The organism is Paenisporosarcina sp. OV554 (genome assembly GCF_003058165.1).
Classification (GTDB): Bacteria; Bacillota; Bacilli; order Bacillales_A; family Planococcaceae; genus Paenisporosarcina.
On the sequence record NZ_QBUC01000021.1, the window covers coordinates 16,464 to 29,013 of the forward strand.

Here is a 12,550-nt window from a genome sequence, read left to right on the forward strand (position 1 = left end):
CTCCTTTCTATTTTCTACCCAATCGAACTCGAGGGTCGATAACGCCGTATAGTAAGTCGATGACTAAATTAATCAGTACATAACTCACAGCAATTAGCAGAACGGAACCTTGTATGACAGCAAAGTCACGTCGTTCAACAGAATTGATAATTAATTGCCCAATTCCCGGAATGTTAAAAACTGTTTCAACAACAGCAGCACCTGCAACAAGAGTTCCAAATGTATGTCCAATAATAGTGAGTATTGGAATAAAAGCATTTCTTAAAGTATGTTTGATAACGATAAAACTCTCTTTAACACCTTTAGAACGTGCTGTTTTTATATAGTTTGCATTTAACACATCTAACATAGAGGATCTTGTCATTCGTGCAATAAGGGCAGCTTGCATAGAACCAAGTGCTATTGCAGGAAGGATTAGGTATTTAATATGGTTCCATAATCCATCATTAAGTGGTTTATATCCTGCAACAGGAAGCCATTTTAGTTCAACACCAACCAAAAGGATTAAAAATAACCCTAACAAAAAGCTTGGAATGGAAATACCTAACAATGAGATGCCCATGAAGGTTTGATCCAAGAAAGACCCTCTAAATTTTGCAGCAAGAATACCAAGAGGAATTGCAACTACAATTGCTAGAATTTGAGCCATAATTGCCAAAGAGAGAGTGGGTCCTAAATGTTCAAAAAAAGCTTGTAATACTGGCTGTTTCATAAAAATAGAATTACCTAAATCTCCTTGAAGCACACCACCAAACCATGAAACAAACTGTTCAGTAACAGGTCGGTTTAAACCGAGATTTTCTCTGAGTTCAGCAATCTCATCAGGAGATGCTTCTGGACCTAAAATAACAGCGGCAGGATCACCAGGAGTTATATGCATTAATAAAAAAACAACAACTGCAACTACAAATAGAACTGGTATTAAAGATAATAAACGTCTTAAAATATAGCCCTTCAAGTGATCATCTCCTCGATGATTTAGTTCTTTTCTTAGCACTTACGCTTTGTCAAATTACCTCTAAGAATTGGGGAATACAGTCGTTACAACAGATATCTCAACGACTGTATTCTTTTTTAAAATGCTGATGCACTATTTTTTATCTACATTCCAAAGGATAATTCCTTGAAGGAAGTCCATACCTTCGACATTAGAACGTACTGTTGTAATCGTAGTTTTATTTCCGAATTTAACCATTGGTAGGTACTCATAAAATTCTTCTTGTAAAGCATCAAAATGTTGTTTCGCTTCATCTTGTGAAGATGCAGTATTGATTTTGTTTAGCAAGTCATCAATGATTGGATCATTTGTCCAACCTGGCCATTCAGTTGAAGAATCTAAGAATACATACTTATTAGGGATTGGCTCTGTAGGGAAACCAGTTACAAAAATGTCATATGCCGTTTCATCCGCTCTTTTTTGTAATACAGTAGCCCAGTCGTAAATGTCTAGTTTTACTTTCATTCCAATGCTTTCAAGTTGTTGTTGAACAACTACCGCAGAGTTATAGTGATCTTCATAATCGCGAGTAGAAAGTATGACAATTTCTTCGCCGTTATATCCAGCTTCTTTTAACATTGCTTTAGCTTTTTCAGAATCATTCAGATTGTATTTATCTTTTCCTGCTTCGCTATACCATTCTTTTTGGTCTTTAATCATTAAGCCGTGTTCAAGTTCATAATAATCGGGACTTGTAAAAGCAGCAGTTAATATGGCTTCTTCATTCAAAGCAGTATTTATAGCTTGACGTGCCAATACATTTTGGAATAAACCAGCTTTTTTATTAAAAACAATTCCATTGAATCCATTGTGGTCAATTGAATTTTTTACGTCGGTATTAGTAGAAAGTTGTTCTACGTTATCAAAAGAAATTGCATTTGCAATGTCATACTCTCCTGATTGAATTCCTGCTAATCTAGTCGAAGCATCTGTTACGAATTGGAAATAGATATCATCTATAAATGCCTCTTTTTTTCCCGCTAATCCACTTGCAGTTTCATCTAAAGATTGATAGTCTTCAAATTTTGACAAAAGTACATATTGATCGCTTTTCCATTCAACAAATTTATATGGACCAGTACCGATAAATTCGGTTAGACCTTCAGCAGTAGCTGAATCAATTGTTGATTTTGGTGCGATAACTGCGGCTTGTCCAGGATCAGCAAGCATGTGCAATACTGTGAATTGTGCTACTGGCATTTCTAAGACAACTGTTTCTTCATCTATCTTTGAAAATGTAGAACCAGCAAAGGAACCTTTTCCAAGAGAAGTAGTTTCTGCCCAACGTGTCATAGAAGCAACAACATCGTCAGCTGTCATATCATCTCCATTGTGAAATTTAATGCCTTTTCTTAACTTGAAAGTAATCGTTTTTCCATCTTTACTTTGCTCATAGGATTCTGCTAGTGAAGGAGTAACTTCGAAATTCTCATCAAGTGTTAGTAGTGTTTCGTATACATTTCTCATGACATCCCGTGTTGCAACTGCAGTTGAAATTAGTGGGTCAAGCGTAGGAGGCTGAGCGTTATATGCCACTTGAAGTTCTTTCTTTTCGTTTGAATCGCTTTCCTCAGAACCTCCCTCTGAAGAACATGCCACTAAGGACAAAACAACTAAAACAACTAATGCCATAAAACCAAATTTTTTCTTCTTCTTCATAATATTCCCCCTCGAATGTAAAAAAGTATTCCCTTCATAAATATTTTTTTTGAAGGGAATACTTTCATAACAATTTAACACGCTATTCAAATAATTTCAATAGCTCAGATAATATTAAAAAGATATTAGCTTGATGAAAACAATTCTTTCTATTTACTACAATTGTGCATTCAAATAAAACCAACTAATAACCACTAACTATGTTGATGGCTAACTAATCATAGAAATTGCCACAGTTGCATTATGCATTGGCGGAAGCAATTTATTAGGAAAACACAACCAACTCAATTTTCTCAGTGGAATCAAAGATAATATGATTAATTTTTGAAAAATCATTGTATTCTGTTAAATCGCGTGGTAAGTTAGTTAACGAACAATTTAAGAAGTTTTTACTTCAAACATTTAAATAAAGACGTAAAAACTTCATGAAGGAAGAGTAAACATGAAAATAAAAGAGTTAATACACCAAAATTATAATGATCTGTCGAAGAGCCAGAAAAAGGTCGCTAAGTTCGTTATGGATCATCCGAAAAAAATTGCCATGGCGTCAGCACAAGATATTGGGACGACCATCGGTGTTAGTGAAACAACGGTTATCCGATTTTGCTATAGCTTGGGACTTTCCGGCTATGCCGAATTGCAAAAGGTCATTCGAGAAAAATTGTTGATTAACGAGAGTAGCTTTACAAACTATCAACAATCCAAGTTAGAGCTTGAACAGGAACCACACTTTTTCGCAAAAGTAATGGAAGAGGATAGGGCAACGATAGCGGCGACAATAGAACAAATAAAAGAAGAAGATTATGAAAAGGCAATTGAACGTCTCTCGAAAGCCGAAACTGTTTATATTCTTGGCCTTCGTTCTTCGTTTACAGCCGCCAATTGGCTATCTTACACACTCGGTTTGGTGAGAGGAAATGTGAGGCTATTGCGACCAGAAACGGAAGATGTTATTCAAACGCTGAGTCAAATGAATGACAAGTCCGTTGTGATTGTTATATCGTTTCACCGCTATTTAAAAGAAACGATTCAAATTGCAGAATTAGCCCATACACAACAAGCTTTCATAATTGGTATAACCGATTCATTGTTGGCTCCAATCCATGCATACAGTCATTTACTTTTTCCGATTTATTCACCGAACAGGTCAACACTTGATGCAACGGCTTCTCTGTTTTCATTCGTGAATGCGGTGGTTGCGGGTTTGTCAGTGAAGGAAAAGGACAGTTTCAAAACAAGGCAAGAAACGTACCGGGCATTAAATAGTGAATTCTTATTTGTAGAAGGAGTGGATAGAAAATGAAAACAGCGTTACAAGAAGTGAAACCAATTGTTGAAAATGTATTTAATCATTTGCATACTCATCCCGAAATCAGTTGGAAAGAAGTGAAGACCACTCAATACTTAAAGCAATTGCTGGAATATGAAGGTTTTCAAGTGGAGACATTCGAAGATTCGACGGGACTTGTTGTCACTGTAGGATCTGGGGATTATTGTGTAGGTATCAGAGCGGATATCGATGCACTTTGGCAACAAGTCGACGGGGTCTTTCAAGCGAACCATTCATGTGGACACGACGCACATACGACAATGGCAGTTGGTGCTTTACTTGTATTGAAAAAAATAGGGTTTCCGAAATCAGGACGACTGAAAGTGATTTTTCAACCAGCTGAGGAAAAAGGGACAGGGGCATTGGCATTTTTGGATAAGGGTATAGTGGACGACTTCGATTATTTGTATGGCGTCCATCTTCGACCAATTCAAGAAATCGGGCACGGTTATTCATCGCCTGCTATTATGCACGGTGCCGCAAAAATGATTAATGGATCAATCACCGGGACAGATGCACATGGGGCAAGACCGCATCTAGGGCAAAATGCCATTGAAGTAATGGCACTTCTCGTACAGGCAATCCGCTCCATCCACGTTGATCCCATGGTTCCGCATTCAGCAAAAGTGACAATGTTCCAATCGGGTGGCGAGTCGGCAAACATCATTCCAGGAAATGGGGTGTTCAGCATAGACGTACGTGCTCAGACCAACCAAGTTATGGATACACTGATGGACCAGTTGGAGAAAGTGATTAGCTCGGTTGCGGAACTGTCTGCCGTTGCAATCAATATTGAAGTCATGGCTGATCTTCCAGCTGCAGAAGTGGATGAAAACGCAGTCAAACTGATGGAACAAGCTATTATTGAAACAGTTGGAAAACAATTCTTAGCCGCTCCCATCGCCACACCAGGCGGAGAAGACTTTCATTTCTATACATTGAAAAGACCTTCTGTCAGAACGACCATGCTCGGTCTCGGTTGCGACTTATCACCAGGTCTTCATCACCCGAAAATGACATTCAACCACGATAGTTTACTGACAGGAATTGAAATTTTAGTTCGAACGGTTAACCATTCATTTGACCGTTTAGAGCAAAGGAAGTAAATTTATGCACACAAATATATCCATTCGCAAATTGGAAAAAAAAGAAGATCTGCGCCTCATCCAAACGCTTGAAAGGGAAGTTTGGAATGGGGATCCAATTCCGACGCATCAAACATTTACAGTAGCGAAGAATGGGGGATTGTTATTAGGTGCTTTCTACGGCGATAAACTTGTAGGTTTTTCATATGGTTTTCCAGGTTTCGCCAATGGCAAATCCTACTTATGCTCACATATGCTCGGCATTCATCCGGACTATCAGCTGAAGGGTATCGGAAAATGGTTGAAGGATGAACAGCGGAAACGGGCACAAGAAATAGGCTATGACTTGATTACATGGACATTTGATCCTCTTGAAAGCCGCAATGCTTACTTAAACTTGTCGAAACTCTATGCAATCAGCGATACCTATTTGGAAAATTATTACGGTGAAATGGAAGATGGATTGAATAAAGGATTACCTTCAGATCGGCTTCAAATAGAGTGGTGGTTTTTAAGTGAACGGGTAGAGAGGAAATGGATGCCTCAAATTTCTAAATATGTACGTCCGTTTGCAGTAGGACAATCTGAAAATGGAAATCCGACGATTGAAGTGGAGCCGCGTGAAACTCATTTGAACAGGGTTGGAATTGAAGTTCCGGTTCCAACACATTTTCAAATGCTTAAAAAGAATGAGCCTGAACTGGCGCTAGATTGGCGAATGAAAATTAGGACCATTTTTCAAACTTTATTTAGCGCAGGGTATGCAGTGGTCGGTTTGAGAAAGACCGATGAAGAAGTACAATATTACCAGTTCGTCAAACGAAGCACAATTCCATTGAATTGAATAGAGAGAGGCGTAAACGAATGATAATTAAAGAAATTAATATTCGAAAAATGAAAATGACGATGAAAAGCCCGTTCACGACAAGTTTTGGTACATTTCAAGATAAAGATTTCCTGTTACTAGAAGTGAAAGATGACCTTGGAAATACGGGTTGGGGAGAGTCGGTAGCGTTCCACTCGCCTTGGTATAACGAAGAAACAATGGAAACGAATTTGCATATGCTTCGGGATTTCCTGATTCCTCTCGTATTAGGAAAAAAAATCGGTCATCCCGACGAAGTAAGTGAATTGTTTACTGCGCTCCGCAAAAACAATATGGCCAAGTCCACTGTTGAAGGCGCGATTTGGGACCTCTATTCAAAGCGTAACAAAATGACGTTGGCTAAAGCCCTAGGGGGCGAGCGAGATAAAATCGAAGTTGGAATCAGTATCGGAATCCATGAAAATGTTGCCGATTTGATCGAAACTGTCCGCGGATTTGTGGATGAAGGCTACAAGCGCATTAAAGTGAAGATTAAACCGGGCAATGACGTTGGAGTTATTCGTGAAATCCGCAAAAACTTCCCGGACGTTCCACTCATGGCAGATGCGAATTCAGCCTATACACTTGAAGATGTTGAACTATTAAAAGAGCTAGACGAATTCAATTTGACAATGATTGAACAGCCACTCGCATCTGATGATATTATCGATCACGCGGCGTTGCAGAAATATCTGGAAACGCCTATCTGTTTGGATGAAAGTATTCATTCACTCGAAGATACGCGAAAAGCGGTTGAATTGGGAAGTACTAAAATTATTAATATTAAAATCGGTCGTGTTGGAGGCCTTACAGAAGCGAAAAAAATACATGATTATTGCATGGAACACCAGATTCCAGTGTGGTGCGGTGGCATGTTGGAATCGGGAATCGGACGCGCGCATAACATCGCACTTACGACCCTTCCAAACTTCATCTTCCCAGGAGACACAGCAGCATCATCCCGTTACTGGGAGGAAGATGTCATCAGTCCAGAAATCATCGTGGTTGATGGCTACATTACGATTCCGACCGCATATGGAATCGGATACGAACCTAAAATGAAAGCAATTGGTAAATATACTGTCGAGAAGATGCAATTTAAAGCTGAATAAATAATGAATGCACCGAAAGGAAAATAAGTCTGACATTAAAATATGGTTGCAGAAGGAAAGGACGCTGGAGCTTTCCACTATCACTTGAATTTTCAACCTGGAATCAAGGATGAAGCAACAGTGATTTACTGGCTTTAGATACTAGAATGAGAAACGACTAATAGCGCCCCATCCACTCCTCTTGTAAACAACGAAGTATTTAAGCAGGAGATATCAAATAACACACGATCCGTGAATGACCCTTTAAGGCTCATGAGGGTAAGTGGCGTTGGTTTTCGGAAATCATATGAATAGAAGGCAAGGAGCAGCTGAAATTTCATCTTCAGCCGCTTCTTTTTGCATAGAAAGGTGTCATTTCTTTCATTCAAAAAAACGGTTTTCAAATAAAGGCATTGGGCAAGGTTTATCCTTTCCTCCTGATTGACCGTTATAATTAAATAACGGAATGATAGTTTAGGAAGAGGTGCTTATGCTAGATGAAAGATTTTCAAGATTATGAAATGCTGGACGTGATTGGGGAGTTGTTTTCGGATGAAATCTCGATTGCTGTATCAGACGGTGAACACTATGTGTATTATCGTCCAAGCGTCCGAGTGGATTTGAAAATAAATGCAGGTGATTTGGTGAAGCCAGGATCGCTTGCTCATAAGGCGCTATCCTCTGGACAAAAGGTATCAGACTTTATCAACCGAGATGTGTTTGCAGTTCCATATCATGGCATGGCTGTTCCTTTCCACCGAGATGGACAGGTCATAGGAAGCGTGACAGCCATTTATCCTTCGTTCACAGAAGGTAAGTCTGTTGTGATGGTGAAGACGCAAGACGGGTGGATGCCGGTGCCTTTTACGGATGTGAAATATTTGGAAGTACGTGGGAAGAAAACGCATGTCGAGGCTAATGGCGTTTCGGGTACCCATCGGAAAACACTCCAGGCTTTTGAATTCGTTTTGCCTCGAGAGTTATTCGTTCGGTGCCATCGATCGTATATCGTCAATGTCCATCATATCCGCGAGGTTTTTCCTGACACGCATTCTACACTCGTCCTATTAATGAATGACGGGACGAAAATTCCGGTGAGTCAATCTTACGCTAGCTATTTCCGGAAGTTACTTGATTTCTAATAAGCTGTTTCAGTTAGGGGTTTACCTGTTTCAGCGGGTAAATCCCTGTTTCTTTCCCTAAATCTCTAGATCATGAGTTTGTTTGTTAGAATTATTAAAATAGTCATAAGATAGAGGTTGAGAATATGGAAACAAAATTGAAACGAATCAAACATCCGGAATTAAAAGAACGCGTTGTTACGCCAGAAGAAGCTGCGTCGTGGATCACTGACGGTATGACGCTTGGCTTAAGTGGGTTTACACGTGCAGGTGATGCGAAAGCGGTTCCATTTGCGCTAATTAAGCGTGCCGAAACTGAAACATTTAAAGTGAATATATTTACGGGAGCATCTCTTGGGTCAGATATCGACAAGGCCTTTGCTGAAGCGGGTATCGTCGGAAAACGACTGCCATTTCAAGCAGATCCAGTTATGCGTGGGAAAATAAATGATGGGGATATGATGTTTGTAGACCAACATTTGTCTCATACAGCGGAACTTATTCGTACTGAAGTCATTGGACCAATTGACTTTGCTATTTTGGAAGCGGTTTCAATATCTAAAGATGGCTTTATTATCCCAACGACATCGGTTGGAAATTCATCAATATTTGCGGAACATGCAAAGCACATCATTGTGGAAATTAACATGGCGCAGCCAGAAATGCTTGAAGGGCTGCATGATATTTATGACACGGGCAAGCAAGGTGTACGCAAACCGATACCACTAATGAATCCGAACGATCGGATTGGAACAACGGGCATTAAGATTGATCCTGCAAAAGTTAAAGGCATCGTGTTCACAAATCAGATGGACTCACCATCTACAATCGTGGCTCCAGACGCTGAAACAAAGCAAATGGCTGACCATTTATTAGATTTTCTTCGTGTAGAAATCCGTCAAGGGAGACTGACTGATAAACTCGCACCACTACAATCAGGCATTGGATCGGTGGCAAATGCAGTGCTACATGGGATGATTGATTCGGAATTCACGAATCTCGACGTTTACTCGGAAGTGTTACAGGATTCGGTATTCGACTTGATTGATGCTGGAAAAGTGAATTCGGCTTCTTGCTGTTCAATTACGTTATCAGAGGACAAGATGCACCAGGTGTTTGGCAACTTCGAGAAGTACCGTGATAAACTCATCATGCGTCCACAGGAAATATCGAATCACCCGGAAATCATACGTCGTCTTGGACTCATCTCGATTAATACTGCACTTGAGTTCGATATTTATGGAAATGTTAACTCGACGCATGTATCAGGTACGAAAATGATGAACGGAATCGGTGGCTCTGGTGATTTTGCTCGGAACGCACGTCTTGCGATTTTCGTCACGAAGTCCATTGCAAAAGGTGGTAAGATTTCAAGTATTGTACCGTTTGCATCACATGTTGACCATACAGAACACGATGTGGACATCGTTGTAACCGAGCAAGGTTACGCTGATCTTCGCGGCTTAGCTCCACGTGAACGAGTACCGTTAATTATTGAAAACTGTGTTCATCCAACTTATCGAGCACAGTTATGGGAATATAACACGGAAGCATTGTCACGTGGCGGTCAGACACCACACGTGCTTGAGAAAGCTTTCTCTTGGCATACGAACCTTAAGGAACATGGGACGATGCTGCAGGAAGTTAGCCAGTTGGTGTAAGTTTATTTATTGATAGTTGCAGAATAGATTGATTTTATTACATTGAAGCAAATTAATAAAATCCCCCCATCCACTCTTTGATTGGCTGTGGGTATTTTAATGAATGTCTAATTCGGTATTAAAATATGAAAATCCCTAAAATAGTACGATATAGTGATTTATATTGTAGTATTTGGAAATCCAGTGGCTTTTATAGTCTACTGGCTTTTTTTGAAGTTAAAAAAGTGTTGAGTGTTCTATGCAGTTGTGGTAATAATTAGAATACTTAAATTTTATTAAGGGAAGGATGGGGATTCTTTAATGGAGAAAACGATTAGTCGAGCATTAGAATTGCATCAACTACATAAAGGGAAGATGGAAACCGTCTCGAAGGTGCCTTTGAATAATAACGAAGATTTAAGTTTAGCTTATTCTCCAGGTGTTGCAGAACCTTGTCTCGAGATTGTAAAAGAACCTTCATCAGTTCATGACTATACAATTAAAGGGAATCTTGTCGCTGTCGTTACGGATGGTTCAGCTGTATTAGGATTGGGAAATATCGGCCCTCAAGCAGCTCTTCCTGTAATGGAAGGAAAGGCATTGCTACTAAAAAAGTTTGCTGATATTGACGCGTTTCCTATTTGTCTTGATACGCAAGATGTCGATGAAATCATTCATATTGTAAAAATGATTAGCCCAACTTTTGGCGGCATTAATTTGGAGGATATTTCTGCACCTAGATGTTTTGAAATCGAAAAACGTTTGCGAGAGGAATGCAATATCCCTGTGTTCCATGATGATCAACATGGAACCGCAATCGTAGTAGGCGCAGGTTTACTCAACGCGCTGAAAGTTGTGAATAAGAAAATGAATGAAATTAAACTAGTTGTTAATGGAGCTGGAGCAGCGGGTATTTCGATTGTAAATCTATTGATTAAAATTGGTTTTAAACATATTGTTTTATGTGATTCAAAAGGGATTATTTACAAAGGACGTCCTGAAGGCATGAATCCGGCGAAAGATGCAATTGCTGAAGTAACGAATTTAACTCATACTCAAGGTTCTTTGTTAGATGCTATGTCTGGCGCTGACGTCTTTATTGGTGTTTCAGTCGGGAACATACTTACGAGAGAAATGATTAGCTGCATGAATGAAGATCCAATCGTATTCGCAATGGCAAATCCTACACCTGAAATTATGCCAGATATAGCAAAAGAATTCGGTGTGCGAATAATTGCTACAGGCCGTTCGGATTTTCCAAACCAAGTAAACAATGTGTTGGTATTCCCGGGAATCTTCCGAGGCGCACTCGACGTCCGTGCCACTGACATTAATGAAACCATGAAGTTGGCTGCCACCTACGCCATCGCATCTTTAATAGATACAGCTGATCTAACGGAAGATTATATTATTCCGAATGCTTTCGATAAGAACGTTGCAAAAGCTGTCGCAGAAGCAGTTAGTAAAGCAGCTGTTGAGACTGGTGTAGCGTTAGTTAAGTAAATACAAAAAATGTTCTAGATGCATGTAGAATACTGTGAGATTAGTAATAATCATTTTGGCTGCCTTTACAGGGCAGCTTTTCTTATTTAGTTATGAAGAAATACTTCCGAATCGTTTCTAGGTACTACCAACTGTTAGTTGAAGAAGAGATAGTAATTAACTAATAAAAAAGATAATAAATTTAATAAGCACTTAGTCTATGCTTAATCGTATGAAGAACAATAATTTTATATTAGGAGATTTAATATGCACTTTTCCCAGCTTGCAGTTTCACCTGTGTACATCATAGTGACAATATTATGTATTGGATATCTGATTTTTTTGCGTGAAGATAAAGGCTGTTATATTTTCATAGGAAGAATATATTCAATTCTCCATATAGCTATTTATCTTTTTGCTCTTTATCTCTACATAATTGGAAATAATCTTTAACTAATGGATATTGTTGACTGCTATTCAAAGCAAACCTTGGGGGAATCAAAGTTGACAAAAGATCCTATAAAAGAATTGAAATTGCTTTATGAAAAAGATTTATCTGCAAGTTTCCCTTCAGATGATATTGTGAAAATGGAGAAAGATTTTCAAGAGAGAGAAGAGGAAATAGATTGTTTTATAGGTGATTTCAATGAATTTTGTGACCTAATAGCAGGTAGTTGTTTATATGTAATTGCTGATAAAAAAATCCCTAACTATCAACGCAGATTCTTAAATAAGGATTTTTTTACCGAGTATCCCCAATATCAATTTATAGAACATTCGATTAGTAAGTATCCGCACTTTTATAATGAATTGAAAAACTTTGAAAGGGCTAGAGTATTATTGGTCAAAGTAATACATTCGCCCCAATAGTACTATTTTTGTGGCATTCGTTTCATCCTATTCATTCGTTTGGGATTATTTAATACGAAATCCAGATTGATTTTGGACAATGAGCGAAAATCACAACTATCTAGATGATGAGAATTTTGTGGGACGGGGATTTACAGATAATTTCTTTATCCGCCCTAAAGATGTCCTTCCATTTTTCGAACAATTTAATCTTGAAAAGCTACATTTGATTAGTTGCGAAAGTTTTTTATATCTCCGTGAGGCAGAACTTCTTAGCCAGTCACCTGAAATGGTAGCTGCATGGCTGGACTTGGCAGGGCAAGTATGTGAACGCGAAGATATGCTGAGTTTAGCAGAACATATCATGTATATTACTAGGAACGTCGAATAAGCTTTAATACAAATAACAGGGCAGGTCAGTTCAGTTTCAG

Annotated in this window: 11 protein-coding genes; 9 read left to right on the forward strand and 2 right to left on the reverse strand. The window is 38.9% G+C overall.

The window, feature by feature from the left end:
- Positions 1-7: 7 nt before the first annotated feature.
- Together C8K15_RS15430 and C8K15_RS15435 are read right to left on the reverse strand one after the other, a co-directional pair.
- Positions 8-958 carry an ABC transporter permease gene (locus tag C8K15_RS15430; RefSeq protein WP_108587277.1) on the reverse strand — a complete coding sequence of 317 codons (951 nt, stop codon included), beginning with the start codon at positions 956-958 and terminating at the stop codon, positions 8-10.
- Positions 959-1,090: 132 nt separating this feature from the next.
- A complete protein-coding gene (locus C8K15_RS15435) occupies positions 1,091-2,656 on the reverse strand; it encodes an ABC transporter substrate-binding protein (protein ID WP_233260524.1) in 1,566 nt (521 codons plus the stop codon).
- Between the two features lie 442 nt (positions 2,657-3,098).
- On the opposite strand from C8K15_RS15435, the gene C8K15_RS15440 reads away from it, so the two are divergent.
- The 9 genes from C8K15_RS15440 to C8K15_RS15480 all read left to right on the forward strand — a co-directional run bounded on the left by C8K15_RS15440 (position 3,099) and on the right by C8K15_RS15480 (position 12,510).
- Positions 3,099-3,959 carry a MurR/RpiR family transcriptional regulator gene (locus tag C8K15_RS15440; RefSeq protein WP_108587278.1) on the forward strand — a complete coding sequence of 287 codons (861 nt, stop codon included), beginning with the start codon at positions 3,099-3,101 and terminating at the stop codon, positions 3,957-3,959.
- Positions 3,956-5,092, forward strand: coding sequence for a M20 peptidase aminoacylase family protein (locus C8K15_RS15445; protein ID WP_108587279.1), 1,137 nt, complete (start codon positions 3,956-3,958; stop codon positions 5,090-5,092). Before C8K15_RS15440 ends, C8K15_RS15445 begins: the two co-directional genes overlap by 4 nt.
- A gap of 4 nt (positions 5,093-5,096) precedes the next feature.
- Complete coding sequence (locus C8K15_RS15450) at positions 5,097-5,915, forward strand: GNAT family N-acetyltransferase (RefSeq protein ID WP_108587280.1); 819 nt, start codon at positions 5,097-5,099, stop codon at positions 5,913-5,915.
- A gap of 20 nt (positions 5,916-5,935) precedes the next feature.
- Positions 5,936-7,048, forward strand: a complete 1,113-nt coding sequence (gene menC, locus C8K15_RS15455; RefSeq protein WP_108587281.1) for an o-succinylbenzoate synthase — start codon at positions 5,936-5,938, stop codon at positions 7,046-7,048.
- Positions 7,049-7,524: 476 nt separating this feature from the next.
- The gene (locus C8K15_RS15460) at positions 7,525-8,169 is read left to right on the forward strand and encodes a LytTR family transcriptional regulator DNA-binding domain-containing protein (protein WP_108587282.1); all 645 of its coding nucleotides are present in this window, start codon (positions 7,525-7,527) and stop codon (positions 8,167-8,169) included.
- 125 nt (positions 8,170-8,294) lie between these two features.
- Positions 8,295-9,809, forward strand: a complete 1,515-nt coding sequence (locus C8K15_RS15465; protein ID WP_108587283.1) for a succinyl-CoA:acetate CoA-transferase ScpC — start codon at positions 8,295-8,297, stop codon at positions 9,807-9,809.
- 300 nt (positions 9,810-10,109) lie between these two features.
- Positions 10,110-11,291, forward strand: coding sequence for an NAD(P)-dependent malic enzyme (locus C8K15_RS15470; protein ID WP_108587284.1), 1,182 nt, complete (start codon positions 10,110-10,112; stop codon positions 11,289-11,291).
- A gap of 483 nt (positions 11,292-11,774) precedes the next feature.
- Positions 11,775-12,140, forward strand: a complete 366-nt coding sequence (locus C8K15_RS15475) for a YxiJ family protein (RefSeq protein WP_108587285.1) — start codon at positions 11,775-11,777, stop codon at positions 12,138-12,140.
- Between the two features lie 79 nt (positions 12,141-12,219).
- A complete protein-coding gene (locus C8K15_RS15480) occupies positions 12,220-12,510 on the forward strand; it encodes a hypothetical protein (protein ID WP_108587286.1) in 291 nt (96 codons plus the stop codon).
- Positions 12,511-12,550 lie beyond the last annotated feature (40 nt).

Bases quoted from the DNA above. Each gene is read 5' to 3' on its own strand.
- C8K15_RS15435 (WP_233260524.1), bottom strand. From the start codon at position 2,656: ATGAAGAAGAAGAAAAAATTTGGTTTTATGGCATTAGTTGTTTTAGTT.
- C8K15_RS15440 (WP_108587278.1), top strand. From the start codon at position 3,099: ATGAAAATAAAAGAGTTAATACACCAAAATTATAATGATCTGTCGAAG.
- C8K15_RS15445 (WP_108587279.1), top strand. From the start codon at position 3,956: ATGAAAACAGCGTTACAAGAAGTGAAACCAATTGTTGAAAATGTATTT.
- C8K15_RS15450 (WP_108587280.1), top strand. From the start codon at position 5,097: ATGCACACAAATATATCCATTCGCAAATTGGAAAAAAAAGAAGATCTG.
- menC (WP_108587281.1), top strand. From the start codon at position 5,936: ATGATAATTAAAGAAATTAATATTCGAAAAATGAAAATGACGATGAAA.
- C8K15_RS15460 (WP_108587282.1), top strand. From the start codon at position 7,525: ATGAAAGATTTTCAAGATTATGAAATGCTGGACGTGATTGGGGAGTTG.
- C8K15_RS15465 (WP_108587283.1), top strand. From the start codon at position 8,295: ATGGAAACAAAATTGAAACGAATCAAACATCCGGAATTAAAAGAACGC.
- C8K15_RS15470 (WP_108587284.1), top strand. From the start codon at position 10,110: ATGGAGAAAACGATTAGTCGAGCATTAGAATTGCATCAACTACATAAA.
- C8K15_RS15480 (WP_108587286.1), top strand. From the start codon at position 12,220: ATGAGCGAAAATCACAACTATCTAGATGATGAGAATTTTGTGGGACGG.